Annotated in this window: 26 protein-coding genes and 1 pseudogene; 12 read left to right on the plus strand and 15 right to left on the minus strand. The window is 65.5% G+C overall.

The annotated features are described in order from the left end of the window. Positions 1-4: 4 nt before the first annotated feature. The gene (locus ACODS5_RS07020; protein ID WP_134691412.1) at positions 5-427 is read right to left on the minus strand and encodes a phasin family protein; all 423 of its coding nucleotides are present in this window, start codon (positions 425-427) and stop codon (positions 5-7) included. A gap of 169 nt (positions 428-596) precedes the next feature. Continuing rightward, the gene (locus ACODS5_RS07025; protein ID WP_134691415.1) at positions 597-872 is read right to left on the minus strand and encodes a polyhydroxyalkanoic acid system family protein; all 276 of its coding nucleotides are present in this window, start codon (positions 870-872) and stop codon (positions 597-599) included. Between the two features lie 125 nt (positions 873-997). On the opposite strand from ACODS5_RS07025, the gene ubiE reads away from it, so the two are divergent. From ubiE to ACODS5_RS07085, 12 genes and pseudogenes are all read left to right on the plus strand, one after another. Further along, positions 998-1,768: a bifunctional demethylmenaquinone methyltransferase/2-methoxy-6-polyprenyl-1,4-benzoquinol methylase UbiE gene (gene ubiE, locus ACODS5_RS07030; protein ID WP_134690476.1), complete on the plus strand. Its 771-nt coding sequence runs from the start codon at positions 998-1,000 to the stop codon at positions 1,766-1,768. Beyond that, positions 1,768-2,394, plus strand: coding sequence for a ubiquinone biosynthesis accessory factor UbiJ (locus tag ACODS5_RS07035; protein ID WP_489108292.1), 627 nt, complete (start codon positions 1,768-1,770; stop codon positions 2,392-2,394). Before ubiE ends, ACODS5_RS07035 begins: the two co-directional genes overlap by 1 nt. Further along, the gene (ubiB, locus tag ACODS5_RS07040) at positions 2,391-4,004 is read left to right on the plus strand and encodes a ubiquinone biosynthesis regulatory protein kinase UbiB (protein WP_134690472.1); all 1,614 of its coding nucleotides are present in this window, start codon (positions 2,391-2,393) and stop codon (positions 4,002-4,004) included. The genes ACODS5_RS07035 and ubiB overlap by 4 nt, the downstream gene beginning before the upstream one ends. Before the next feature lie 72 nt (positions 4,005-4,076). Further along, entirely contained in the window at positions 4,077-4,469 is a 393-nt protein-coding gene (gene hisI / locus ACODS5_RS07045; RefSeq protein WP_134690470.1) for a phosphoribosyl-AMP cyclohydrolase, read from the plus strand. A 2-nt stretch (positions 4,470-4,471) separates the two neighbouring features. Continuing rightward, the gene (locus tag ACODS5_RS07050) at positions 4,472-4,807 is read left to right on the plus strand and encodes a phosphoribosyl-ATP diphosphatase (protein ID WP_134690468.1); all 336 of its coding nucleotides are present in this window, start codon (positions 4,472-4,474) and stop codon (positions 4,805-4,807) included. A gap of 128 nt (positions 4,808-4,935) precedes the next feature. Beyond that, the gene (locus ACODS5_RS07055) at positions 4,936-5,208 is read left to right on the plus strand and encodes a twin-arginine translocase TatA/TatE family subunit (RefSeq protein ID WP_110994127.1); all 273 of its coding nucleotides are present in this window, start codon (positions 4,936-4,938) and stop codon (positions 5,206-5,208) included. A gap of 3 nt (positions 5,209-5,211) precedes the next feature. Further along, positions 5,212-5,577 (plus strand): Sec-independent protein translocase protein TatB, encoded by a 366-nt coding sequence (tatB, locus tag ACODS5_RS07060; RefSeq protein ID WP_134690466.1) that lies wholly within the window; start codon positions 5,212-5,214, stop codon positions 5,575-5,577. Then, entirely contained in the window at positions 5,574-6,365 is a 792-nt protein-coding gene (gene tatC, locus ACODS5_RS07065) for a twin-arginine translocase subunit TatC (protein WP_134690464.1), read from the plus strand. Before tatB ends, tatC begins: the two co-directional genes overlap by 4 nt. Next, the gene (locus ACODS5_RS07070; RefSeq protein ID WP_134690462.1) at positions 6,362-7,069 is read left to right on the plus strand and encodes a 16S rRNA (uracil(1498)-N(3))-methyltransferase; all 708 of its coding nucleotides are present in this window, start codon (positions 6,362-6,364) and stop codon (positions 7,067-7,069) included. Before tatC ends, ACODS5_RS07070 begins: the two co-directional genes overlap by 4 nt. Before the next feature lie 99 nt (positions 7,070-7,168). After that, a complete protein-coding gene (locus ACODS5_RS07075; RefSeq protein WP_489108293.1) occupies positions 7,169-9,085 on the plus strand; it encodes a HAMP domain-containing methyl-accepting chemotaxis protein in 1,917 nt (638 codons plus the stop codon). Between the two features lie 156 nt (positions 9,086-9,241). Beyond that, positions 9,242-10,330: pseudogene (locus ACODS5_RS07080) on the plus strand (methyl-accepting chemotaxis protein); the annotation flags it as partial. Further along, positions 10,322-11,185: a methyl-accepting chemotaxis protein gene (locus tag ACODS5_RS07085; protein WP_489108311.1), complete on the plus strand. Its 864-nt coding sequence runs from the start codon at positions 10,322-10,324 to the stop codon at positions 11,183-11,185. The pseudogene ACODS5_RS07080 and the gene ACODS5_RS07085, both read left to right, overlap by 9 nt. Before the next feature lie 219 nt (positions 11,186-11,404). On the opposite strand, the gene ACODS5_RS07090 is transcribed toward ACODS5_RS07085, so the two are convergent. The 13 genes from ACODS5_RS07090 to ACODS5_RS07150 form a co-directional block, all read right to left on the minus strand. Further along, complete coding sequence (locus ACODS5_RS07090; RefSeq protein WP_134690456.1) at positions 11,405-12,019, minus strand: TetR/AcrR family transcriptional regulator; 615 nt, start codon at positions 12,017-12,019, stop codon at positions 11,405-11,407. Positions 12,020-12,023: 4 nt separating this feature from the next. After that, complete coding sequence (gene phaC, locus ACODS5_RS07095; protein ID WP_134690454.1) at positions 12,024-13,688, minus strand: class II poly(R)-hydroxyalkanoic acid synthase; 1,665 nt, start codon at positions 13,686-13,688, stop codon at positions 12,024-12,026. Positions 13,689-13,752: 64 nt separating this feature from the next. Further along, complete coding sequence (gene phaZ / locus ACODS5_RS07100) at positions 13,753-14,604, minus strand: poly(3-hydroxyalkanoate) depolymerase (RefSeq protein WP_134690452.1); 852 nt, start codon at positions 14,602-14,604, stop codon at positions 13,753-13,755. Positions 14,605-14,666: 62 nt separating this feature from the next. Beyond that, the gene (phaC, locus tag ACODS5_RS07105) at positions 14,667-16,346 is read right to left on the minus strand and encodes a class II poly(R)-hydroxyalkanoic acid synthase (RefSeq protein WP_134690450.1); all 1,680 of its coding nucleotides are present in this window, start codon (positions 16,344-16,346) and stop codon (positions 14,667-14,669) included. A 336-nt stretch (positions 16,347-16,682) separates the two neighbouring features. Further along, on the minus strand, positions 16,683-17,060 hold the full coding sequence (locus ACODS5_RS07110) for a gamma-butyrobetaine hydroxylase family protein (protein ID WP_134690448.1): 378 nt from the start codon (positions 17,058-17,060) through the stop codon (positions 16,683-16,685). 142 nt (positions 17,061-17,202) lie between these two features. Then, entirely contained in the window at positions 17,203-18,546 is a 1,344-nt protein-coding gene (gene hslU, locus ACODS5_RS07115; RefSeq protein ID WP_134690447.1) for an ATP-dependent protease ATPase subunit HslU, read from the minus strand. Positions 18,547-18,622: 76 nt separating this feature from the next. Then, positions 18,623-19,153, minus strand: a complete 531-nt coding sequence (gene hslV / locus ACODS5_RS07120) for an ATP-dependent protease subunit HslV (RefSeq protein WP_134690445.1) — start codon at positions 19,151-19,153, stop codon at positions 18,623-18,625. Positions 19,154-19,408: 255 nt separating this feature from the next. After that, a complete protein-coding gene (locus ACODS5_RS07125) occupies positions 19,409-20,680 on the minus strand; it encodes a dihydroorotase (protein ID WP_489108294.1) in 1,272 nt (423 codons plus the stop codon). Beyond that, positions 20,677-21,681 carry an aspartate carbamoyltransferase catalytic subunit gene (locus tag ACODS5_RS07130; RefSeq protein ID WP_134690441.1) on the minus strand — a complete coding sequence of 335 codons (1,005 nt, stop codon included), beginning with the start codon at positions 21,679-21,681 and terminating at the stop codon, positions 20,677-20,679. The genes ACODS5_RS07125 and ACODS5_RS07130 overlap by 4 nt, the downstream gene beginning before the upstream one ends. Positions 21,682-21,693: 12 nt before the next feature. Then, positions 21,694-22,212 (minus strand): bifunctional pyr operon transcriptional regulator/uracil phosphoribosyltransferase PyrR, encoded by a 519-nt coding sequence (pyrR, locus tag ACODS5_RS07135; protein ID WP_489108295.1) that lies wholly within the window; start codon positions 22,210-22,212, stop codon positions 21,694-21,696. Positions 22,213-22,265: 53 nt separating this feature from the next. After that, positions 22,266-22,691, minus strand: coding sequence for a Holliday junction resolvase RuvX (gene ruvX, locus ACODS5_RS07140; protein WP_134690437.1), 426 nt, complete (start codon positions 22,689-22,691; stop codon positions 22,266-22,268). After that, positions 22,691-23,260 carry a YqgE/AlgH family protein gene (locus ACODS5_RS07145; protein ID WP_134690435.1) on the minus strand — a complete coding sequence of 190 codons (570 nt, stop codon included), beginning with the start codon at positions 23,258-23,260 and terminating at the stop codon, positions 22,691-22,693. The genes ruvX and ACODS5_RS07145 overlap by 1 nt, the downstream gene beginning before the upstream one ends. Positions 23,261-23,349: 89 nt before the next feature. Beyond that, entirely contained in the window at positions 23,350-24,249 is a 900-nt protein-coding gene (locus tag ACODS5_RS07150; protein WP_134690433.1) for an energy transducer TonB, read from the minus strand. Between the last annotated feature and the right edge of the window lie 56 nt (positions 24,250-24,305).

Genomic DNA, 24,305 nt, shown 5'->3' on the forward strand with positions numbered 1-24,305 from the left:
CTCCTTATGGTTTGTGCGCGACGCGCTCGAGCAGCTCGTGCAGCTGTTCAAGCTTGATGGACAACGCCTCAACGTCATGTTTAGACGGAATGCCGAGGCGATTCAAGGCGCGACCTACCCGTGCGTCGAAGGCCCGCTCGATTTTATCCAGCTGCGCCTCGACCCGGCCGGGCACGCGGGTGACTTCCTGGGTGGCTTCGTCGAGCTGGGTGTTGGCCGCGTCGACGGCCTTGCCGATGCGCTTCTTGCCGCGTTTCTCGACGCCTTCGCCGGCTTTGACCAGCTCCTTGAAGTAGTCGGAACCTTCCTGGCCGACGCGGGCGTAGGCACCGATGCCTGCCAGCCAGATCTTGCGCGCGTAGCCGCGCACCTCGCCCAGGGTACTGCCTTGGGCGTCGTCTTTTTGCTTGAGATTCACTTTGGCCATGCTCTGCACCTCATGCTCATTTAAGGGAGGGAGGAACTGCCCAGGGTGGTAGGGCTTGAGCGTGAAGGTAGGCGAAAAAATTAGAATCCTCACCCTAAGGTACAGGGTGAGGGCTGTGCGCCGGCATCGTTGCGACCCGTAGGAGCCGGCTTGCCGGCGAACCGTCGTTTCAGGCCAGCGCCTTGTCCAGCGCCCGCTCGATCTCGCCCTTGATGGTGCCGCTCATCATCGACAGCATCATGCCTAGCTTCAATTCGACCCGGATGGTGTCGTCACCGATGTGCACGCTGCCGTTGGCGCCACTGCGTTTCACATCGACACGATCACCGTTCCAGCTGGCCTTGAGGTCGTATTCACGGGTCAGTTTGTCGACCAGCGCTTCGGCCTTGGCGCGGGCGGCCTCGCGGCCGAGGGAGTGTTTGCGTTCGACGCTGATCTGGGTCATGCGGGTGTTCCTGGATATGAAGACAATGGCCGCATTATGCCCCCACCCGCCCGGCGGCACACCCTGCCAAGACAAAACCGCCCATTGCCCATAGAATGGCGGTAATTTTTTTCTGGTGAAGCGAAATGACCGACCAGCGCAAAGGCGACCACGCCGAACCCACCACCCACTTTGGTTACCAGGACGTGCCGGAAAGCCAGAAGGCGAAGAAAGTCGCCGAGGTCTTCCACTCGGTGGCCGCCAAATACGACCTGATGAACGACGTGCTCTCCGGCGGCATGCACCGCCTGTGGAAGCGCTTCACCATCGAACTGTCCGGTGTGCGCAGCGGCAACCGCGTGCTGGACATCGCCGGCGGTACCGGAGACCTGGCGGCCAAGTTCTCGCGTCTCGTAGGCCCGAGCGGACAAGTGGTGCTCGCCGACATCAACGAGTCGATGCTCAAGGTCGGCCGTGACCGCCTGCTCGACCGCGGGGTGTCCGGCAACATCGAGTTCGTCCAGGCCGACGCCGAGAAGCTGCCGTTCCCGGACAATCACTTCGACTGCGTGACCATCGCCTTCGGCCTGCGCAACGTGACGCACAAGGACGCGGCCATCCGCTCCATGCTGCGCGTGCTCAAGCCCGGCGGCCGGCTGTTGATCCTGGAGTTCTCCAAACCGACCAACAAGCTGATGTCCAAGGCCTACGACGCCTACTCGTTCGCCTTCATGCCGCTGGCCGGCAAGCTGATCACCAACGACTCGGAAAGCTACCGCTACCTGGCCGAATCGATCCGCATGCACCCCGATCAGGAAACGCTCAAGAGCATGATGGTCGAGGCCGGTTTCGACCGCGTCAGCTACCACAACATGACCAGCGGCATCGTCGCCGTGCACCGGGGAATCAAGCCCTGATGCTGCTCGCCGGCCTGCTTGCCAGCGTCGAGCACGGGCTCAACCGTGTGCTGCGCATGGACAGCACCGCGTTGCCGCGCCTGGCCGCGCTGGAAGGCAAGGTCATCGAGATCGACTGTGTGCAGCCAGCGCTCAAGCTGTTCGTGCTGCCCGACGACGAGGGCCTGATGCTCGCCGCCCATTGGGAGGGCGAGGTCGACTGCACCCTGCGCGCCCCCGCCGGGCGCCTGGCGCAGTTGGCCCTGGCACAGGACAAGACCGCGGTGCTGCACAGCCCCCAGGTGGCGTTGCATGGCGACAGTGCCGTGCTGCTCGACCTGGTCGGCGTGCTGCAGGATCTCGAGCTGGACTGGGAGTACGAGCTGTCGCGCTGGCTAGGCCCGGTGGCCACCGCGTTGATCGCCGGCCACGTGCGCCTGCGCACGCGCTGGACCCGGCAGGGCTTGAGCCGCTTCAGCCAGAACCTCTCCGAGTACCTGGCCGAAGAATCCCGTACCCTGGTCGGCAAGCGCGAGGCCGAAGCCGCCTTCAGCGAGCTCGACGCCCTCAAGATCGACATCGAACGCCTCGAGGCGCGCCTGCGCCGCCTCGCCGCCCATTCTCCTGATACCAGCGATAACGCATGAAGCTGCTCGCCGTCCGCCGTCTGTTGCGCATCCAGCGCGTCGTGATCCGCTACCGCCTCGATGACCTGCTGTTCGAACAACCCCTGCTGCCCTGGTGGCTGGCCAGCCTGCGCCTGCTGATGCCCTGGCGCTGGTTGCCGCGCAAGCCCTCCGCACTCAGCCGTGGCGCTCGGCTGCGCCTGGCCTTGCAGGACCTGGGGCCGATCTTCATCAAGTTCGGCCAGTTGCTCTCTACCCGCCGTGACCTGCTGCCCACCGACATCGCCGACGAGCTGATGCTGCTGCAGGACCGCGTGCCGCCGTTCGACCCACAACGGGCCGTGGCGCTGATCGAGGAGCAACTCGGCGCCAAGGTCGGTGAAGTGTTCAGCCGCTTCGATGTCGAGCCGCTGGCCTCGGCCTCGGTGGCCCAGGTGCACGCCGCGCGGCTCAAGAGCGGTGAAGAGGTGGTGGTCAAGGTGGTGCGCCCCGGCCTGAAGCCAGTGATCGCCCAGGACCTGGCCTGGCTGTTCCTGATCGCCAAGGCCGCCGAGCGCGCCTCGGCCGACGCCCGCCGCCTGCACCCGGTGGAAATCGTCGGCGATTACGAGAAGACCATCTACGACGAGCTCGACCTGCTGCGCGAGGCGGCCAACGCCAGCCAGCTGCGGCGCAACTTCGAAGGCTCCGAGCTGATGTACGTGCCTCAGGTGTACTGGGACTTCTGTCGGCCCAAGGTGCTGGTGATGGAGCGTATCTATGGCGTGCCGGTCACCGACATGGCCACCTTGGCCGACCAGCGCACCGACATGAAGATGCTCGCCGAGCGTGGCGTCGAGGTGTTCTTCACCCAGGTCTTCCGCGACAGCTTCTTCCACGCCGACATGCATCCGGGCAACATCTTCGTCAGCACGGTCAAGCCGTGGAGCCCGCAGTACATCGCCATCGACTGCGGCATCGTCGGTAGCCTGACGGCCGAGGACCAGGACTACCTGGCGCGCAACCTGATTGCCTTCTTCAAGCGTGACTATCGCCGTGTCGCCCAGTTGCACATCGATTCTGGCTGGGTACCGGCACAGACCAAGGTCAACGAGTTCGAGGCGGCGATCCGCACTGTGTGCGAGCCGATCTTCGAGAAACCGCTCAAGGATATTTCCTTTGGCCAGGTGCTGATGCGCCTGTTCCAGACCGCGCGGCGCTTCAACATGGAAGTCCAGCCGCAGCTGGTGCTACTGCAAAAGACCCTGCTCAACATCGAGGGCCTAGGTCGCCAGTTATATCCCGACCTGGACCTGTGGAGCACCGCCAAGCCGTTCCTGGAGCGCTGGATGCGCGAGCGCATGAGCCCCAAGGCGGTGATCGGCAACCTGTACAGCCAGGCCGAGCAACTGCCGCACCTGGCCGACATGACCCGCGACCTGCTCGAGCGCCTGTCGCAGCCGCACCTGCACGACCCGCAACTGCCCGAGCGCCGCCGCGCCGGTGACAACTGGGCGCTACGCCTGCTCGGCGCCGGCCTGCTTGGTGGTGGCGCGACTCTGGCCGCCGGTGCCGCCAGCCTCAGCGCCCCGGCCGCCTGGCCCGCCTGGTTGATGCTGGCTGCCGGCCTTTACCTGATCGTGCGCCGATAGCCAGCCGCGCGGCTGGCTGGCACACTAGCGCACAGGGGCCCGGTACGGGAGCGGGCCCGTTTGGAGTCGACGATGAAAGACTGGCTGGACGAGATCAAGTGGAACAGCGAGGGCCTGGTACCGGCCATCGCCCAGGACCACAAGACCGGGCGCGTGCTGATGATGGCCTGGATGAACCGTGAATCCCTGGCCCTGACCGCCGCCGAGCATCGCGCCATCTACTGGTCGCGCTCGCGGGGTAAGCTATGGCGCAAGGGCGAGGAGTCCGGCCATGTGCAGAAACTGCACGAAATGCGCCTGGACTGCGACGCCGACGTGATCATCCTGATGGTCGAGCAACTGGGCCATATCGCCTGCCATACCGGCCGTGAAAGCTGCTTCTACCGGGTCTTCGAGGACGGCCAGTGGAAAACCGTCGATCCGGTCCTGAAGGATCCGCACGCCATCTACAGCGCAGGGCACTGAACATGAGCGACACGCTAAATCGCCTCGCCGAGGTGCTCGAGGAACGCAAACACGCGGCGCCAGACAGCAGCTACGTGGCCAGTCTCTATCACAAGGGCCTGAACAAGATCCTCGAGAAGCTCGGCGAAGAGTCCATCGAGACCATCATCGCCGCCAAGGATGCCGCCGCCAGCCAGGATTACCGCGATGTCATCTATGAAACCGCGGACCTGTGGTTTCATAGCCTGGTCATGCTCAGCGCGCTGGGCCAGCATCCGCAGGCGGTGCTCGATGAGCTGGAGCGCCGCTTCGGGCTTTCCGGGCATGACGAGAAGGCGGCGCGGCAGCCGTCTGCCTGAATGATTGCAGGGGCGCGCGTTGCGCCCCTTTCGCGGCGCAAGGCCGCTCCTACAGGGGCCGTGCCGCGATGGGCTGCACAGCAGCCCCAGGGCCCGATAGACCGACACATATTTTTCAGGAGTACGAAATGGGCATTTTTGACTGGAAACACTGGATCGTCCTGCTGGTCGTCGTGGTACTGGTGTTCGGCACCAAGAAGCTGAAGAACTTCGGCAGCGACCTGGGCGAGTCGATCAAGGGCTTTCGCAAGGCCATGAACGAAGAAGAAACCAAGCCGGCCGAGCAGACCCCGCCGCCAGCCCAGCCAGTGCCGCCGGTGCAGAACACCGCGCAACAGGCTCAGGGCCAGACCATCGAGGGCCAGGCCCAGCCGGTCCAAGAGCCGCAGCGGAAAGACTGAGCCATGTTCGGCATCAGTTTCAGCGAGCTGCTGCTGGTCGGCCTGGTCGCCCTGCTGGTGCTCGGCCCCGAGCGCCTGCCGGGGGCCGCGCGCACCGCCGGGCTGTGGATCGGCCGCCTCAAGCGCAGCTTCAACGCGATCAAGATGGAGGTCGAGCGCGAGATCGGTGCCGACGACATCCGCCGCCAGCTGCATAACGAGCACATCCTGCAGATGGAGCAGGAGGCCAAGCGCATCCTCAACCCTCTGGCGCCCGCTCAGCCCCCGGCCAGCACCGAGACGCCCGCCACACCTGCCGCCGAGTCTGCGCCCACGCAGCCAAGCGCAACGCCATCCTCCGAACCGTCACCACCGCCGCGAGCCCCATGAGCGAGAATCCGGAACATGACCAGCCAATGCCGCTGGTCTCGCACCTGACCGAACTGCGCACCCGCCTGCTGCGTTGCGTCGCCGCCATCTTCCTGATCTTCGCTGGGCTGTTCTCCTTCGCTCAGCAGATCTACACCCTGGTCTCGGCGCCGCTGCGCGCGCACTTGCCGGCCAATGCGACGATGATCGCCACCGACGTGGCCTCGCCGTTCCTGACACCGTTCAAGTTGACCATGATCGTTTCGCTGTTCCTGGCGATTCCGTTCATCCTGCAGCAGATCTGGGGCTTCATCGCGCCGGGCCTGTACCGCCACGAAAAGCGCATCGCCATCCCGTTGCTGGTGTCGAGCATCTTCCTGTTCTATGCCGGCATGGCCTTCGCCTACTTCCTGGTGTTCCCGCTGATCTTCGGTTTCTTCGCCAGCGCCACCCCTGAAGGCGTGTCGATGATGACCGATATCGCCAGTTACCTGGACTTCGTCATGACCTTGTTCTTCGCCTTCGGGGTCGCTTTCGAGATCCCGGTGGCGGTGGTGCTGTTGGTGTGGATCGGCGTGGTCGATGTGCAGTACCTGAAAAAGATCCGCCCGTACGTGATCATCGGTTGCTTTGTGGTCGGCATGATCCTCACCCCACCGGATATCTTCTCCCAGACCCTGCTGGCCGTGCCGATGTGGATGCTGTTCGAGGTCGGCGTGCTGTGTGGCAGCCTGATCCGCAAACGCAGCCATGCGCGCGAAGAAGCCGGTAACGACCATAACGACCAGCCGCCAGCGACCCAATCGTGAACCTGTTGCTCCTCGAAGAGGCCGACTTCGTGTCGGCCGACCGCGTCATCCTGGCCGATCGCCGTTTCACCCACATGCAGGAAATCCACCGCGTGGCGGTGGGTGACAGCCTGCGCGTGGGGCGTATTGGCGGGCTCATGGGCAAGGCCGAGGTGGTGCGCCTTGCAGGTCATGAAGCCGAATTGCAGGTGGCTTTCGACCAGCCCCCTCCGGCCAAGTTGCCACTGACCTTGGTGTTGGCCGTGCCACGGCCGAAGATGTTGCGCCGGCTGTTTCAGACGGTCGCCACCCTGGGCGTGCCGCGGCTGATCCTGGTCAACAGCTACAAAGTGGAAAAGAGCTTCTGGCAGACGCCGTTCCTCAACCCCGAGAGCATCCGCGAAAACCTGATCCTCGGCCTTGAGCAGGCGCGTGACACGGTGCTGCCTGAGGTGATCATCGAGAAGCGCTTCAAGCCGTTCGTCGAAGACCGCCTGCCCGCGATCGCCGCCGGCACCCTTGGCCTGGTCGGCCACCCCGGGCCTTATCCCGCCTGTCCGCGCGCTGTTGAGCAAGCGGTGACCCTGGCGATTGGCCCGGAAGGCGGCTGGATTCCCTATGAAATCGACCTGCTGGGCAAGGCAGGGCTGGCGCCGGTACAGCTAGGCGACCGAATCCTGCGAGTAGAAACGGCTGTGACCGCCTTGCTTTCGCGAATTTTCTGACAAGCAGGTCAGCTTTTTCTCATCAAGTTTCCCCGACGCGCGCCGATGGCCTGTGCAAGAAAACAATAATCCGCACTGCCACGCGTCGGGGAGTCGTCTATGTACCGTTGGTTCGCCCAGTCTCTGGGAAATATGAGCGTCAACCGCAAGCTGGGGATAGGTTTCGGCCTGGTCCTGCTGCTGACCCTTGCCATCACCTTCACCGGCTGGCTGGGCCTGGACAGCGTAACCAGCCGTGGCGACAAGCTCGGCAATATATCGGTGATCCACCAGTACACCCAGGACCTGCGCATCGCCCGCCAGCACTATGAGCGTAACCGCGACCAGGCCGGCGTCACCGAGCTGGAGAAGGCCCTGGCCAACCTCGAGCGTCAGGTGCAGTCCATGCTCGACCAGATCGAACTGCCCGCCGACCGCCAGCGCCTGGAGCAGCAGCGCGATGCCGTGCGCCAGTACCAGCAGGCGTTCAACGACCTCAAGCAGGCCGACCAGCGGCGCAGTGCCAGCCGCCAGGTGCTGGGCGACAGCGCCGACCAGGCCGCCGAGCTGATCGACAAGGTCCAGCAGCGCCTGCTGCAGGCCGGCGATATCAGCCAGTACCAGCCCGCCGTGGAAGTCAGCACGCAGTTGCAGCAGGCGCGCTTCCAGGTGCGCGGATACACCTACAGTGGCAAGGCCGAGTTCCAGCAGACCGCGCTGCAGGCCATCGACCAGGCGCTGGCGGTGCTCAAGGCGTTGCCAACCAAGCTACCCGCCGAGTACGCCGCCGGCCTCGACGACGCCGCCAGTGCCTTGGCCGCGTACCGTGATGCCGTGTTGCAGGTGGGTAACGCGCAGGCTGCCAGTGAACAGGCGCTTGCGCATATGGCTGCGCAGGGCACCGTGCTGCTGGACACCAGCCTGCAAATGAGCGCTTCGCAGACCCAGGTTCGCGACCAGGGTACCCAGCAAGCCAAGACCCTGCTCGCCGGTGCCACCGCCCTGGCCCTGCTGCTCGGCGTGCTGGCCGCCTTCGCTATCACCCGGCAGATCATCGTGCCGTTGCGCCAGACCCTCGCCGCCGCCGAGCGGGTGGCCGGCGGTGACTTGCGCCAGGACCTCAAGGCCGAGCGCCGCGACGAACTGGGTCAGTTGCAAGCGAGCATGCAACGCATGACCCAGAGCCTGCGCGAGCTGATCGGTGGCATCGGTGACGGCGTCACGCAGATCGCCAGCGCGGCCGAGGAGCTGTCGGCGGTGACCGAACAGACTAGCGCCGGGGTCAACAACCAGAAGGTCGAGACCGACCAGGTGGCCACCGCCATGAACGAGATGGCCGCCACCGTGCAGGAAGTGGCGCGCAATGCCGAGCAAGCCTCGGAGGCGGCGTTGGCGGCTGACCAGCAGGCCCGTGAGGGCGACAAGGTGGTCGGCCAGGCCATCGCCCAGATCGAGCGCCTGGCAAGCGAAGTGGTGAACTCCAGCGAGGCGATGAATCAGCTCAAGGCCGAAAGCGACAAGATCGGCAGTGTGCTCGACGTGATCAAGGCGGTGGCCCAGCAGACCAACCTGTTGGCACTCAACGCCGCCATCGAGGCGGCCCGGGCCGGCGAGGCCGGGCGCGGCTTCGCCGTGGTCGCCGACGAGGTGCGTAGCCTGGCCCAGCGCACCCAGCAGTCCACCGAGGAGATCGAGGAACTGATCGCCGGTCTGCAGAGCGGCACCGAGCGGGTGGCCAACGTCATGGACAGCAGTCGCGCGTTGACCGACAGCAGCGTCGAACTGACCCGTCGCGCCGGTGGTTCGCTGGCCACCATCACCCACACCGTGTCGTCGATCCAGGCGATGAACCAACAGATCGCCACTGCCGCCGAGCAGCAGAGCGCGGTGGCCGAGGAGATCAACCGCAGCGTGATGAACGTGCGCGATATCTCCGACCAGACCTCGGCGGCCAGCGAGGAGACCGCCAGCTCCAGCGTCGAGCTCGCGCGCCTGGGCACCCACCTGCAAGGCCTGGTCGGGCGCTTCCGTCTGTAAACCGCGCCGTTGCGGGCCGCAGGAATTTTCCTTCAGCCCGCAACGACTTTTCCTACCCGAATTGCAGGCCCCGTCCGGCAGCTTCTCTGTCGATGAGCGATGACCATAGCGGCAAAGTGCCGCTATGGCCTTCTCTCAACTGGACGGAGACCCGCCATGTTCACTTATCTCGACCGCAAACTCGGCAACCTCGGCGTCAGGCACAAGCTCGCCCTGGGCTTCGCCGTGGTGCTGCTGCTCACCCTGGCCACTACCATCAGTGGTTGGCGCGCGCTGGATGGCTCCATCAGCCGCTCGGTACAGCTCAGCGAGATCGGTGCGATCAACGATCTGACCAAGGACCTGCGGGCTGAGCGCATCACCTTTCGCGTGCTCAACGACAACAACAGCAAGGCCCGTATCAGCAGCGTGCTCGACCAGATGCAAAGCCGCCTGAGCACGTTGCATCAACGCAGCAATGTCGACGAGTCACGCCAGTTGCTGGACCAGATGATCGAGCTGTTGCAGCGGCTGCAGGACGACTTCAGCGCCCTGCAGCGCGCCGTCGACAGCCGCGAGGGCCTGCGCACGGCAATGCTGGAGCACCTCGAGACCCTGCAGAAGGTCGTCGACGACCTGCAAACCCAGGCGCTGTTGAAAATGCCTGGCGATGGCCAGCAGGGTAGCGTCCTGGGGTTGATGGACACCCTGAGCCGCCATGTCGAAACGGCTAGCCAGCAGAGCAAGGTGCCGGCTTACTCCTTCGGCCCACGTGAAAGCTTCGCCAAGGTAGGCGATGCCGCGCTGGAAGCGGCGGACACCAGTCTCGAACAGTTGTTGCGCGGTGTCGCGCCGCTGGAGTTATCGACGCAGTTGACCCAACGTCCCGGCACCGAACTTGGCCGTTATCGCACCAGTCTGCAACGCTATCGCACGGTCGCGCTGGAGGTGGAGCGGCTGCAGGACGACATGGAGAAGATGGGCGAGCAATTGCGCGCTGCCAGCCTGCAGCTGGGCGATCGCAAGATCAAGCAACGCGATAGCGAGGCCGTGGCCGACCGCTCGCTACTGACCGGCGTTGCGGTATTGGCATTGCTGGTGGGCGTGATTGCCGGTTGGGTCATCACCCGTCAGATCACCGGCCCGCTGCACCAGGTGCTGGCACAGGCTGCGCGCATTGCCCGGGGCGACCTCAGCAAGGTGGAGACGGTCGAACGCCGCGATGAGATGGGCCAATTGCAGGCCAGCATGCGGGAAATGACCCTGAGCCTGCGCGATCTGCTCGGCGGCATCGACCAGGGCGTTGGCCACCTGTCGCGGGCCGCCGCGGAGCTGGCGACTTCCAGCGTCGACACCCGCGAGCGGATCAACCAGCAGCGTGAAGAAACCGACCAGGTGGCCACGGCGATGAACCAGATGAGCGCCACGGTGCAGGAGGTGGCGCAAAATGCCGAGCAGGCGTCGATGGCCGCGACCACCGCCGATAGCCAGGCACAGTTGGGTGACCAGGTGGTGGCCGAGGCAATCTCACGCATCGAGCAACTGGCCGGGCAGATGGACCACTGTCTCGAGGCCATGGGCCACCTGTCGGGCGAGAGCCAGCGGATCGGCTCGATTCTCGATGTGATCAAGTCGGTATCGGAACAGACCAACTTGCTGGCGCTCAACGCCGCCATCGAGGCGGCGCGGGCCGGTGAGGCCGGGCGGGGGTTCGCCGTGGTCGCCGACGAGGTGCGCGGGCTGGCCCAGCGTACGCAGCAGTCGACCGAGGAAATCGAGCAACTGATCGACAACCTGCATCGCGGTACTGACGAAGTGACCCGCTTGCTCGACAACAGCAAGGACCTCACCAGCAAGAGCGTCGAGCTCAGCCGCAAAGCCGGCGACGCGCTGGGGCAGATCACCGCGACGGTGTCGACCATCCAGGGCATGAACCAGCAGATTGCGACGGCCAGCGAGCAACAGAGCGTGGTGGCCGAGCAGATCAACCGCAGCGTGATCAATGTGCGCGATGTGTCCGATCGAACCAGCGTGGCCAGTGAGCAGACCGCGGTGTCGAGTGGCGAGTTGGAGCAGTTGGGGCAGCAATTACGCGGGATGGTGGGTCGGTTCAGCCTGTGATGCCCGCATCGCATCGCATCGCATCGCGCCGCGGTGATGGGCAGCGGCTGAGCTGGCGCGCCGGCTTGTAGGAGCCAGCCGTGCTGGCGAACCAGACGCTGCGGTGGATGGCACCGACTATGCCGGTGTTCGCCGGCAAGCCGGCTCCTACGCATCTGCGACCTGCCTGCCCGTAGGAGCCAGCCTTGCTGGCGAACCAGGCGCCGCGAAGGCCGCTTGCTACGCCTCCAGGTAGCGCATCGCCAGTTGCTCCGCAGCCTTGCGCGCCGGGGCGTGCAGATGTGGTGCCACCAGCATCATCACCTGGTACACCACCACCCCCACGTCACCCTCGCGGCCCAGTACCCGCTGGTAATCCAGCGAGCACATCAAGGTCAGGGTGATCTGTTCCACCAACTGCCCCAGCGCCTGGGTTTCGCTGGTCACCTGGCCTTGGCTCTTGAGGCTGGCCAACAGCGCGGCGAGGGTGCGCTTGAGCGCGTTGATCAGGCTGCGCATGCCCCGGGCCAGCTTGGGCAGGCGCCCGGTGAGGTTGGACAGGTCCTGGAACAGGAAGCGGTACTGCGCCATGCGCTCGACGATCAGGTGCAGGAACAGCCAGTAGTCCTCGGCGTCCAGGCGCACGTCCAGCGGCGGATCGAGCAGCGGCATCAGCTGCTCCTCGAAGCGCTCGAACAGGCCTATCACCAGCGGCTCCTTGCCGTGAAAGTGGTAATACAGGTTGCCGGGGCTTATGCCCAGTTCATTGGCGATCTCCAGGGTCGAAACATTTGGCTCGCCTTGGCGGTTGAACAGTTGCAAGGCACATTCGAGGATTCGGTCGCGGGTCTTCATCCGGTCAGCGGGCCAGTACGTAGGTGCCTGGCGCGGGGCCCAGCGGTGGATAGGTGGCGTTGCCCAATTCGGGGCGCGGCGCCTTGAGCGTGCCGGAGCGCTGGCTGATCCAGTCCAGCCACAGCGGCCACCAACTGCCGTCGCGCCGCTCGGCGTCGTGGAACCAGGCGCGCGGGTCGCTGGAAAGCTTGGGGTTGTGCAGATAGTAGGCCTTGGGGTTGCCGGGCGGGTTGATGATGCTCTGGATATGTCCGCTGTTGGCCAGGATGAAGCGCCGCTCGCCACCCAGCAGCAGTGCCGAGCGGTACACCGCGTCCCACGGGGTTATGTGGTCGTTGCTACCGGCAACGGTGAAGCTGTCCAGGGCGACCTGCTTGAGGTCGATCGGCGTGCCGCACACCTCCAGCCCGGCAGGGAAGGTCAGCGGGTTGAGCTTGAAGAAGTCCAGCAGGTCGCCGTGCAAGGCCGCCGGCAGGCGGGTGTTGTCGGCGTTCCAGTAGAGGATGTCGAAGGCCGGCGGGGTCTTGCCCATCAGGTAGTTGTTGACCCAGTAGTTCCAGATCAGGTCGTTGGGCCGCATCCAGGCGAAGATCCGCGCCACCTCGCCGCCGTCCAGCACGCCACGCTGGTAGGAGCGGCGCTTGGCCGCCTCGATGGTCTGCTCGTCGGCGAACAGGCTGGCGGGGCTGTCGAACTGGCTGTCGAGCAGGCTCACCAGGTAGGTGGCGCTGCGCACCTTGCGCAGTTGCTTTTTCGCCTGCAGGTGGCCTTGCAGCGCGGCCATGGTCAAGCCACCAGCGCAGGCGCCCATCAGGTTGGGATCGCGGCTGCCGCTGATGCTGCGGCAGGCGTTGAGCGCCTCTTCCAGGGCCTGTACATAGCTCGACAGCCCCCATTCGCGGTGGCGCGGGTCGGGGTTGCGCCAGCTGACCATGAACACCTGCAAGCCCTGCTTGAGCATGTATTGGACAAAGCTGTTGGTCGAGCCCAGGTCGAAGATATAGAACTTGTTGATCTGCGGCGGCACCACCAGCAGCGGGCGGGCATATTGCTTCTCGCTCATGGGTTTGTACTGGATCAGCTCCAGCAGCTCGTTGCGAAACACTACCGCGCCGGGGGTGGCGGCCAGGTTGCCGCCGACCTCGAAGGCGCGCTCGTCCACCTGGCGCGGCAGGCCATCGTTGTGGCGCAAGTCGTCGAGCAGGTGGCTGGCGCCGCGCAGCAGGCTCTGCCCGCCGCTGTTGAACAGCTCCTTGATCGCCAGCGGGTTGAGCAGCGAGTTGCTCGGCGACACGGCATCGCTGACCAGGTTGAACAGAAACTGCGCGCGGGCGCGGTCGTCGTCGCCCAGGCTGCTTTCCTCGATCCACTGGCGGGTCTGCCGCTGCCAGGCCAGGTAGGCTTGCAGGCCACGGCGGTAGAGCGGGTTGTGCTGCCAGGTCGGGTCGCTGAAGCGAGCGTCCCGCGGGTGTGGCTGCAGCGAAGAGTCGCCGATCAGCACCCGGCCCAACTGGCCGCCCAGGCTCAGCAGGTGATGCGCGGTGTGCAGCGGGTTGCGCAGGCCGATCCGGCCGACCTGGCGCAAGGTCGAGATCAGGTCACGACCACGCAGGCCGGTGATGGCGTTCTGCACGTTCATGCTGGTGGCGGGCACCGGTTTGTCTTTCATGCCAACACTCCATCGTTTAGCAATCCGGCCGATCGCGGGGCAAGCCCGCTCCCACGCCAGCTCCTCAGGTGCGCGCAGCGGGTCGTGGGTGCATGACCGCGCGTTGGCGCTCCTGCTGGAGGAATTTCATGATGATCGGGGCGACGGCCTCGGCTCGGGTGATCAGGAACAGGTGGCCGTCGTCGATTATGTGTAGCTGGGCATTGGGAATTCGCCAGGCCAGCAGGCGCATGTTGATCAGCGGGATCAGCGGGTCGTCGTCGCCGGCCAGCACCAGGGTTGGCTGGTGGATCTTGTGCAGCCAATGGATGCTGGTCCAGCCCAGGCCTGCGAACAGCTGCCAGTAGTAGCCCAGCTTGCCGCCGGAGCGCACCTTCGAGGCATGGTGCATGGCCAGGTCCGGGTCGCGGCGAAAGCCTCCACCGTAGATCAGCGGGGCGATGCGGATCACGTGGGAAGGCTGGATATAGCGTCGGGGGCTGGCCATCATCCACAGCACCTTGGGTTTGCCCGGCACCATCACAGCGCCGGCGGCGGTGGCGGCCAGCACCAGCTTCTTGCAGCGCTCGGGGTAGTCGTGGGCGAACTGCTGGGCCAGGGCGCCGCCCCAGGATACGCCGATGACATTGACCTGGCCGTAGTCCAGGTAGTCGAGCATGCGCGCGGTCAGTTTGGCCAGGCCAGGAAAGCGGTAGGGGTGGCGCGGGGTGGACGAGCCACCGACCCCGGGCACGTCGAAGGCGATGACCTCCAGGTCCGGGTCCAGGGCCTCGATGAACGGGAACACCAGTTCGAGGTTGGCGCCGATGCCGTTGAAAATCAGCAGCGGCGTCAGGTGTGGCTTGCCCGGGCGGACCGCGGTACGGATGGACTGCTGGTCCAGCTCGACGGTCCTGAAAATGTACGGTTCCGGCATGCGCGTGACTCTGGGGTGAAAGTAGCGCCGCGCGAGGCCGGTAGGCTGCGCGGCGGTTCAGCTCAACGTTCGTGGACGTAGGTACCGGGTGCGGCTTCGCCTGCGCCATAGGCGCGATTGCCCAGCCGTGCCGGCGCTTTTTTCAGCTCGCCAGCGCGCTCGCCCAGCCAGGTTTGCCAGTGCAGCCACCAGGAGTCGGCGTGCTTGACCGCGTTCTCCTGCCAGGACAGCGGGTCGTCAGGGCGGTCCTCGCCGGTCATGAAGCGCGCCTTGGGGTTGCCCGGTGGGTTGAGGATGCTCTGGATATGCCCGCTGTTGGACAGCACGAACTCGATCTTGCCACCGAACAGGTGCGCCGAGCGGTAGCACGACTGCCAGGGCGTGATGTGGTCGGCGGTGCCGGCCACGCTGTAGATGTCGCACTCGACTTTCTTCAGGTCGATGGCGGTGCCACAGACTTCCAGGGCATCGGAGCGGGTCAGCGGGTTGTTCTTGAACATCTCGATCAGGTCGCCGTGGAAGGCGGCCGGCAGGCGGGTGGTGTCGTTGTTCCAGAACAGGATGTCGAACACCGGCGGTTCGTTGCCCAGCAGGTAGTTGTTGACCCAGTAGTTCCAGATCAGGTCGTTGGGGCGCATCCAGGCGAACACCTTGGCCATGTCGCTCCCTTCGAGCACCCCGGCCTGGTAGGAGTGGCGCTTGGCCGCTTCGAGGGTCTGCTCGTCGACGAACAGCGCCACCTGGGTGTCGACCGTGGTATCGAGCACGCTGACCAGCAGGGTCAGGGCATTGACCTTTTTCTCGCCCAGCGCGGCGTAATGGCCCACCAGCGCGGTGCAGGTGATGCCGCCGGAGCAGGCGCCGAGCATGTTCAGGTCCTTGCTGCCGGTGATCGCCAACACCGCGTCGACCGCTTCCTTGAGGGCGTCGATGTAGGTGGACAGGCCCCACTCGCGCTGGGCCTTGGTCGGGTTGCGCCAACTGATGATGAAGGTCTGCTGCTGCGAGCGCAGGCAGAAGCGCGCCAGGCTCTTCTCCGGACTCAGGTCGAAGACGTAGAACTTGTTGATCTGCGGCGGCACCACCAGCAGCGGGCGGCTGTGCACCTGCTCGGTGATGGGCTTGTACTGGATCAGCTCCAGCACATCGTTGCGGTACACCACCGCGCCTTCGCTGGTGCCCAGGTTCTTGCCCACCTCGAAGGCTTCCATGTTGACCTGGCTGGGCATGCCGCCATTGTTGACCATGTCCTTGGCCAGGTGGGATAGGCCATCGAGCAGGCTCTTGCCGCCGGTTTCGAAGAAGCGCTTGATCGCCGCCGGGTTGGACAAGGTGTTGGTGGGCGCCATGGCCTCGGTCAGCAGGTTGATGACGAACTGGCCGCGGCTGATGTCCTGCGGCGACAGGTCGCTGCTGCCGATCCAGTCGTTGAGCTCCTTGCGCCAGGCCAGGTAGGTTTGCAGGTAGCGGCGATACAGGGGGTTCTGGCTCCAGGCCGGGTCGCTGAAGCGACGGTCGTCGCCCTCCGGTTGCAGGGCCGACTTGCCCAGCAGCACGTTTTTCAGTTCCAGGCCGAAATGCGCCATGTGGCGGGCGCTGTGCAACGGCTGGCGAACGGCCTGGCGCAGCACCGTGCGCGCCGAGGTCAGCAGGTCCTTGCGGCGAATGCCGATGACCGGATTGAGCCCCAGGGTGTTTTCCGAGGCCTGCCGCTGCAACTCATCGTTGTTCTTGTTACTCATCTACGACGCTCCGTTGTCCTGAGACGAGTACCGGCGTGCTGTGACAGCCCGGTACTGCTACTCGGGTGACCAGTGATAAGGAACAGCGGTGCTGCGACCGGATGCGTGGCGGTGATGAGCTGCGGGGGTTGGTGCGTATGAAGACAACCTGCTTTCGCTCGCGACCTGTACATACCGGCCTGGCCCTGCCTGCGTGAAACACAATGCAGGGAACTTGCCAGCCCCATTGGTTACCCGACTTTCGTGTAATGCGCAAGACAGCCAGTCATTGGCTGCCATTTAGGCATTCAAGCAGATGAGATTAGAAAATGCGCTCTAAAGCCTGGTGGCCTTGCGCTAGAGCATCAGTTTAACCACGGATTCGGACGGGTCGCGGGACTTCCCGGCCTTGTGCAGTTCATCGAGATATTCGTCCCACAGCTGTTGCTGGCGCAGGCACAGTTGCTCGAGGTACTCCCAGGTGAACAATCCTGAGTCATGGCCATCGTCGAAGGTCAGTTTCAGTGCGTACTGACCGGCCGGTTCCAGGCCGTTGAGGCCGACGTTGATCTTGCCGAACTGCAGGATCGGGTTGCCGTGGCCCTGGACCTCGGCAGAGGGGGAATGCACGCGCAGGAATTCGGCAGGCAGGTGGTAGACCTCGCCGGGGGCGTAGGTGAGGGTGAGGGTCTTGGAGGCTTTGTGCAGGTTGATGGCGGTGGGCAGGCGGGCCATGGGTTATCTCTCTTGAGCGTCAAGCTGCAAGCTTCGAGTGATTCCAGGCATTGTGCAAGGGGGCTGCTCCTACAGGGAAACGCGATCCTCTGTAGGAGCGGCCTTGTGTCGCGAAAGGGCCGCAAAGCGGCTCTCTGCGGTCTTACAGGATGTAGCGCGACAGGTCTTCGTTCTGCGCCAGCTCACCGAGGTGGCTGTTCACGTACGCCGCGTCGATGTTGATCGGCGTCTCTTCGTGGGCGCTGGCCAGGTCACCGGCGCTGAACGACACCTCCTCGAGCAGGCGCTCGAGCAGGGTGTGCAGGCGGCGGGCACCGATGTTCTCGGTTTTCTCGTTGACCTGGTAGGCGATCTCGGCCAGGCGCTTGAGGCCCTCGTCGGCGAACTCGATGTGCAGGCCCTCGGTCTTGAGCAGTTCGCGGTACTGTTCGGTCAGCGAGGCGTGCGGCTCCTTGAGGATGCGCTCGAAGTCTTCCGGGGTCAGGGCCTTGAGCTCGACACGGATCGGCAGGCGACCCTGCAGCTCGGGCACCAGGTCGCTCGGCTTGCTCAGGTGGAACGCGCCGGAAGCGATGAACAGGATATGGTCGGTCTTGACCATGCCCAGCTTGGTATTGACGGTGCAGCCTTCGATCAGCGGCAGCAGGTCGCGTTGCACGCCTTCACGGGATACATCGGCGCCGCCGACGTTGCCACGCTTGGCCACCTTGTCGATCTCGTCGATGAACACGATGCCGTGCTGCTCGACCGCTTCCAGGGCCTTGGCCTTGAGGTCTTCGTCGTTGACCAGGCGGCTGGCTTCTTCGTCGCGGACCATCTTCAGGGCATCCTTGACCTTCAGCTTGCGCGCCTTGCGCTTGCCCTTGCCCATGTTGGCGAACAGGCTCTGCAGCTGGTTGGTCATCTCTTCCATGCCGGGCGGCGCGGCGATCTCGACGCCCACGGCATCGGCGACTTCGATCTCGATTTCCTTGTCATCCAGCTGGCCTTCGCGCAGGCGCTTGCGGAACAGCTGGCGGGTGTTGGAGTCGCTGCTCGACTGCTGGGCTTCCTCGCTGAAGCTGCTGACCCGCGCCTGCGGCAGCAGGACGTCGAGGATGCGGTCTTCGGCGGCGTCCTCGGCGCGGTGGCGCACGCGCACGATCTCCTGCTCGCGTAGCATCTTCAGCGCGGCATCGGCCAGGTCGCGGATGATCGATTCGACATCACGGCCGACATAGCCGACTTCGGTGAACTTGGTCGCTTCGACCTTGATGAACGGTGCGTTGGCCAGCTTGGCCAGGCGCCGGGCGATTTCGGTCTTGCCGACCCCGGTGGGGCCGATCATCAGGATGTTCTTCGGGGTCACCTCGGCGCGCAGCTCGGCCGGCAGCTGCATGCGCCGCCAGCGGTTGCGCAGGGCGATGGCCACGGCGCGCTTGGCGTCGTCCTGGCCGATGATGTGACGGTTGAGTTCGTGGACGATCTCGCGGGGGGTCATGGACATGATGAAAATGGTCCTCGAGCAGAGTGATTCAGCGTGGGAAGGCCCCATCACCGGGATGGGGCGCCAGAACAGCTGATCACTCGGCCAGGTCCTGCTCCTCGATGGTCAGGTTGTGGTTGGTGAACACGCAGATGTCGCCGGCGATGTTCAGGGCAGTCTCGGCGATTTCGCGGGCTGAGAGGTCGGTCTTGTTCAGCAGGGCGCGGGCCGCGGCCTGGGCGTAGGCACCACCGGAGCCCATGGCGATCAGGCCATCCTCGGGCTCGACCACGTCGCCGTTGCCGGTGATGATCAGGGACGCGTCCTTGTTGGCCACCGCCAGCATCGCTTCCAGGCGGCTCAGGGAACGGTCGGTACGCCATTCCTTGGCCAGCTCGACGGCGGCGCGCACCAGGTGGCCGGAGTGTTTCTGCAGCTGGGCTTCGAAGCGCTCGAACAGGGTGAAGGCGTCGGCGGTGGCACCGGCGAAGCCAGCGATGACCTGGCCGTTGTACAGGCGCCGGACTTTCTTGGCGTTGCCTTTCATCACGGTGTTGCCGAGGGAAACCTGGCCGTCGCCGCCCATGACGACTTTGCCGTTACGGCGGACAGAAACGATGGTAGTCAAGGGAGAGTCTCCACGCAGCGGGGCGAAAATGCCTGATGCAGACTCATATGGGGGGAGGGGGGAAGGATTTCAACCACAGTGGATGAATGGTTGCTCCCGTCTGGGCTGGACGCGGTCACTGTAGGAGCGGCCTTGTGTCGCGAAAGGGCTGCAGAGCGGCCCCGGCGATTTCCGCATGATGCCGAGATCCGGGGGCCGCTACGCAGCCCTTTCGCGACACAAGGCCGCTCCTACAAGAGCAGGTTGTGAGCTTTGTCAGGCCTCGTGGCAGACGTGCCCATCGACCAAGGTATAACGCACCGCGCCCGGCAGGCAGTGGCCGATGAACGGGCAGTTCTCGCCGCGCGATAACCACTGCTCGCCGGCCACGGTCGAGGCCTTGGGATCGAACAGCACCAGGTCCGCCGCACCGCCCACCTTCAGCTCACCCGCCGGCAGGCGCATGGCCGCCGCCGGGCCGCTGCTCAAACGTGCCAGCAGCGTCGGCAGGTCGAGCAGGCCGTCCTCCACCAGGGTCATGGCCAGCGGCAACAGCAGCTCGACACTGCTGATGCCTGGCTCGGTGGCACCGAACGGCGCCAGCTTGGCATCGCGCTCGTGGGGCTGGTGGTGGGTGGAAATGGCCTGGATCACCCCCGACTTCACCGCCTCGCGCAGGCCGTCGCGGTCGGCGGCGGTGCGCAGCGGCGGTTGCACGTGGTAGAGGCTGGAGAAGTCACGCAGGGCTTCGTCGGTGAGGATCAGCTGGTACAGCGCCACGTCGGCGGTCACCGGCAGCCCCAGTTGCTGGGCCTGGGCGATCAGCCGGGCACCACGGGCGCTGGTGATCTGGGTGAAGTGGGCACGCACCCCGGTCTGCTCGACCAGCAGCAGGTTGCGGGCCAAGGCCACGGTCTCTGCGGTCTCGGGGATGCCGGGCAGGCCCAGGAAGCTGGCCATCGGGCCTTCGTGGGCCAGACCGCCCTGGGCCAGGTCGCGGTCTTGGGAGTGGAACACCACGGTCAGGTCGAAGGTGGCCGCGTACTCCAGCGCACGGGCCAGGGTCCGGTGGTTGGGGATTTCCTTGAGGCCGTTGCCGAAGGCCACGCAGCCGGTGTCGCGCAGGGCCACCAGCTCTGCCAGTTGCTCGCCGTCCAGGCCCTTGGTCAGGGCGCCGATCGGGTAGACCTTGCTGTTGGACGCTTCGCGCGCGCGGTCGAGGATCAGCTCGGCCACCGCCGAGGTATCCAGCACCGGCTTGGTCTGCGGCGGGCAGCACAGGCTGGTGACGCCGCCGGCGACCGCGGCGCGGGTCTCGCTGGCGATGCTGCCCTTGCGGCTGTAGCCCGGTTCGCGCAGCGACACGCCGAGGTCGACCAGGCCCGGGGCGGCCACCAGGCCGTCGGCCTGGATCACGCGGCTGGCGCTGAAACCGCTCGGGGCCGCGCCGATGGCGGCAATGCGCCCGCCGTCCAGGTGCAGGTCGGTGACCTGGTCCAGGCCGCTGGCAGGATCGATGACCCGGGCGCCGATGATGCTGATGGTCACTGGGCGTTCTCCTGCTCGAATTGACGTTGCGCGTTCTGCCCGCTCATGGCCATGGACAGCACGGCCATGCGCACGGCGATGCCGTAGGTGACCTGGTTGAGGATCACCGAATGCTTGCCGTCGGCCACTGCCGACTCGATCTCGACGCCACGGTTGATCGGCCCCGGGTGCATGACGATGGCGTCAGGCTTGGCCCCGGCCAGGCGCGCGGTGGTCAGGCCGAACAGGCGGTAGAACTCGCCCTCGCTGGGCAGCAGGCCGCCGGCCATGCGTTCGCGCTGCAGGCGCAGCATGATCACCACGTCGACATCTTTCAGGCCTTCGGCGAGGTCGGTGTAGACCTTCACGCCGTATTGCTCGATGCCCACCGGGATCAGCGTCTTCGGGCCAATCACGCGGATGTCCGGGCAGCCGAGGGCCTTGAGCGCGAGCATGTCGGAGCGGGCCACGCGCGAGTGCAGGATATCGCCGACGATGGCCACCGACAGGTTCTCGAAGCTGCCCTTGTGCCGACGAATGGTGAGCATGTCGAGCATGCCCTGGGTCGGGTGGGCGTGGCGGCCGTCACCGCCGTTGATCACGGCCACGTCCGGGCATACGTGCTCGGCGATGAAATGTGCGGCACCGGAGTCGGAATGGCGCACGACGAACATGTCGGCGGCCATGGCCTCGAGGTTGCGCAGGGTGTCGAACAGGGTCTCGCCCTTGCTGGTCGAGGAGGTCGACACGTTCAGGCTGATCACGTCCGCCGACAGGCGCTGGGCGGCCAGCTCGAAGGTGGTGCGGGTACGGGTGGAGTTCTCGAAGAACACGTTGCACACGGTCTTGCCGCGTAGCAGCGGGACTTTCTTCACGGCCCGGGCGCCGACTTCGAGGAACGAGTCGGCGGTGTCGAGGATCTCGGTGAGCAGTTCGCGGGGCAAACCGTCGAGCGAGAGAAAATGGCGTAGCTGGCCCTGATCATTGAGCTGCAGCGGGCGCTTGGCGTCGAATGGCGTCATCGCGGGGGACTCTTAAAGGGCTGGTGCAAAAGCGAGGTCCTGGCGCTCGAGGGCGAGCGGCGTGGGTCCGGTCAATTTTACCCGTTCATGGGCCGCCAGGGACAGGGTGGCGCCCAGCACGTTGGGGCGAATCGGTAGTTCGCCGGCATCCAGGTCGAGCAGGCACACCAGTGTGACACTGGCGGGGCGGCCGTAGTCGAACAGCTCGTTGAGGGCGGCGCGGATGGTGCGACCGCTCATCAATACGTCGTCCACCAGCACCAGGTGCTGGCCTTCGATCTCGAACGGCAGCTCTGATGGGCGCACCTGCGGGTGCAGGCCGTTCTGGCTGAAGTCGTCGCGGTAGAAGGACACGTCCAGGGTGCCCAGCAGGCTCTGCTCGCCGAGTTCGGCCTGCAGGGCCTGGGCCACCCACACGCCGCCGGTGCGGATGCCGATGAAGCGTGGCTCGGCGATGGCGCGGCGGGCCAGGTGGGCGCGAAGGTCGACGGCCATCTGCCGGATCAGCTCGGCGGGATTGGGTAGGCTCATTGCGTGCTCCTCGGGAAGGCGGGCGCCGGCAGGCCGCCGGCGGCAAAGCGGATTTAAGTGTTGGCCTCCAGCCAGCCTTGCAGCAGCAGGGCCGCGGCAATGGCGTCGACCGGGTTGTCGCGGTAGCTGCCGTGACGGCCGCCGCGGGCCATCTGCTCGCCCTTGGCTTCGAAGGTGGTGAGCCGTTCGTCGTGGGTGTGTACGGGCAGGTTGTAGCGGCCGTGCAGGCGACGGGCGAACTTTTCGGCGCGTTCGCTCATCTCGCTGGGCGTGCCGTCCATGTTCAGCGGCAGGCCGACGACGATGGCGTCGGGTTTCCATTCCTTGATCAGCTTCTCGACCTGGTTCCAGTCCGGCACGCCGTTCTGCGCCCTGAGCGTGCACAGTTCACGGGCCTGGCCGGTGATGACCTGGCCGACGGCCACGCCGATCTGCCGGGTGCCGTAGTCGAAGCCAAGCAGCAAGCGCAGTTCGGCCATCAGGCGTGGCCCGCCTGGCTGGTCAGCAGGCTGAGGTTTATCCCCAGGCTGGCGGCGGCGGCGTCCAGACGCATGTCGCTGGCCATGCCGAAGATGATCTCGGGGTCGAACGGGCAGTTGAGCCAGGCGTTGTCGGCAAGCTCTGCCTCCAGCTGGCCGGCTTCCCAGCCCGCGTAGCCCAGGGTGATCAGGCTCTTGCGCGGACCTTCGCCGGCGGCGATGGCGAACAGCACGTCCTGGGAGGTGGACAGCGACAGGTCCTCCAGCTCGACCGTGGCCTGGTAGCTGCGGTCGTTGCTGTGGAGCACGAAGCCGCGGTCGGTCTGCACCGGGCCGCCCTGGTAGATCGGGATGTGCAGGGTGCTGGCAGGCGGCTCATCGTCCGGGCGCAACTGCTCAAGGATGTCGGCCAGGTTCAGCTCCTGCGGGCGGTTGACCACCAGGCCCATGGCGCCGTTGGCGTTGTGCTCGACGATGTAGGTGAGGGTCTGGGCAAAGTTCGGGTCGGCCATGTGCGGCATGGCGATCAGGAACTGGTGCTTGAGGTAGCTGGGGGCGAGGGTTTTCATGTCCGCTAGTGTGGCGCCAGGTGGCGAGGCTGACAAGGTGCGCGAGTGGCTGTCGGTGACCCTGGCGGGACCGGCAAGCAAGCCTTGCGTCAATTGCTCGACAGCTTGTCACCCCGGGCAAACCGCCAGGTGCGGATGATCTCCAGCCGGTCGAACTCGGCCAGGTCGCCGGTGAACGGCGCGAACGGCGCCGCCAGGCGCACGATGCGCTGGGCCGCCTGGTCCAGCACCGGCTGGCCGGAGGACTCCAGCACCAGCACTTCGTACAGCGAGCCGTCGCGGTTGATCGACACCATCATCCGCAGGCTGCCGTACATCTGTTGACGCCGGGCCTCTTCGGGGTAGTTGAGGTTGCCGATGCGCTCGACCTTCTTGCGCCACTCTTCCTTGTACCAGGCGCCCTTGTCGCGCATGGTCGAGGCGGCGTTCAGGCGGTGGATGCGCGGGCGCTTGGCATACAGCTGCTGTTCGTGGGACAGCTCGGCCTCGAGGCTGGCGATCTGGCTGGACAGCTGCGAGCTGTCGAAGGCCGGCACCTTGGTCTCGGGCTTGGGTTGCGGTTTGCTTTCCTTCGGCCTGGGCTCGACCTTCTGCGGTTTCGGCGCCTGGGTGGCGACCACCGACTTGGCGGGCGCCGGCGGCGTTTCCGGACGGGCGGCCGGGGGCGGGGTGATCTTGTTGATCTTGCTGTCCTGAAACGGCGCGGCCTCGGTGGTCTTGGGCAGCGCCTTCTTGTCCAGGGTGCCGCTGCCCTGCTGGTTGTCCTGGGCCTGGAAATCGGCCTTCTCGGGCGCTTTCTCGCTCTTGAAGGTGGCCAGGGTGATGTCCATGGTGTGACGGATATCGGCCGGCTTGACCACCGTGAAGCCCACGCCAAGGATCAACGCCAGGTGCACCACGGCAGCCAGGAACAGGGTGAAACCGAGCCGGTCCACCGGGCGAATGCGCGGTGGCAGCAGGTCGGCGGGAATGTCGGCGGGCAACGTCATCGGGTATCCAGCAACCGCGAGGCGGGGCAGTGGTTCAGTCGAGAGGGACCGGCATC

The sequence above is a fragment of the Pseudomonas sp. FG47 genome, assembly GCF_057809115.1.

Excerpts from the sequence above, each read along its gene's own strand:
- ACODS5_RS07020 (WP_134691412.1), bottom strand. The coding sequence starts at position 427 with ATGGCCAAAGTGAATCTCAAGCAAAAAGACGACGCCCAAGGCAGTACC.
- ACODS5_RS07025 (WP_134691415.1), bottom strand. The coding sequence starts at position 872 with ATGACCCAGATCAGCGTCGAACGCAAACACTCCCTCGGCCGCGAGGCC.
- ubiE (WP_134690476.1), top strand. The coding sequence starts at position 998 with ATGACCGACCAGCGCAAAGGCGACCACGCCGAACCCACCACCCACTTT.
- ACODS5_RS07035 (WP_489108292.1), top strand. The coding sequence starts at position 1,768 with ATGCTGCTCGCCGGCCTGCTTGCCAGCGTCGAGCACGGGCTCAACCGT.
- ubiB (WP_134690472.1), top strand. The coding sequence starts at position 2,391 with ATGAAGCTGCTCGCCGTCCGCCGTCTGTTGCGCATCCAGCGCGTCGTG.
- hisI (WP_134690470.1), top strand. The coding sequence starts at position 4,077 with ATGAAAGACTGGCTGGACGAGATCAAGTGGAACAGCGAGGGCCTGGTA.
- ACODS5_RS07050 (WP_134690468.1), top strand. The coding sequence starts at position 4,472 with ATGAGCGACACGCTAAATCGCCTCGCCGAGGTGCTCGAGGAACGCAAA.
- ACODS5_RS07055 (WP_110994127.1), top strand. The coding sequence starts at position 4,936 with ATGGGCATTTTTGACTGGAAACACTGGATCGTCCTGCTGGTCGTCGTG.
- tatB (WP_134690466.1), top strand. The coding sequence starts at position 5,212 with ATGTTCGGCATCAGTTTCAGCGAGCTGCTGCTGGTCGGCCTGGTCGCC.
- tatC (WP_134690464.1), top strand. The coding sequence starts at position 5,574 with ATGAGCGAGAATCCGGAACATGACCAGCCAATGCCGCTGGTCTCGCAC.
- ACODS5_RS07075 (WP_489108293.1), top strand. The coding sequence starts at position 7,169 with ATGTACCGTTGGTTCGCCCAGTCTCTGGGAAATATGAGCGTCAACCGC.
- ACODS5_RS07085 (WP_489108311.1), top strand. The coding sequence starts at position 10,322 with ATGACCCTGAGCCTGCGCGATCTGCTCGGCGGCATCGACCAGGGCGTT.
- ACODS5_RS07090 (WP_134690456.1), bottom strand. The coding sequence starts at position 12,019 with ATGAAGACCCGCGACCGAATCCTCGAATGTGCCTTGCAACTGTTCAAC.
- phaC (WP_134690454.1), bottom strand. The coding sequence starts at position 13,688 with ATGAAAGACAAACCGGTGCCCGCCACCAGCATGAACGTGCAGAACGCC.
- phaZ (WP_134690452.1), bottom strand. The coding sequence starts at position 14,604 with ATGCCGGAACCGTACATTTTCAGGACCGTCGAGCTGGACCAGCAGTCC.
- phaC (WP_134690450.1), bottom strand. The coding sequence starts at position 16,346 with ATGAGTAACAAGAACAACGATGAGTTGCAGCGGCAGGCCTCGGAAAAC.
- ACODS5_RS07110 (WP_134690448.1), bottom strand. The coding sequence starts at position 17,060 with ATGGCCCGCCTGCCCACCGCCATCAACCTGCACAAAGCCTCCAAGACC.
- hslU (WP_134690447.1), bottom strand. The coding sequence starts at position 18,546 with ATGTCCATGACCCCCCGCGAGATCGTCCACGAACTCAACCGTCACATC.
- ACODS5_RS07130 (WP_134690441.1), bottom strand. The coding sequence starts at position 21,681 with ATGACGCCATTCGACGCCAAGCGCCCGCTGCAGCTCAATGATCAGGGC.
- pyrR (WP_489108295.1), bottom strand. The coding sequence starts at position 22,212 with ATGAGCCTACCCAATCCCGCCGAGCTGATCCGGCAGATGGCCGTCGAC.
- ruvX (WP_134690437.1), bottom strand. The coding sequence starts at position 22,691 with ATGGCCGAACTGCGCTTGCTGCTTGGCTTCGACTACGGCACCCGGCAG.
- ACODS5_RS07145 (WP_134690435.1), bottom strand. The coding sequence starts at position 23,260 with ATGAAAACCCTCGCCCCCAGCTACCTCAAGCACCAGTTCCTGATCGCC.
- ACODS5_RS07150 (WP_134690433.1), bottom strand. The coding sequence starts at position 24,249 with ATGACGTTGCCCGCCGACATTCCCGCCGACCTGCTGCCACCGCGCATT.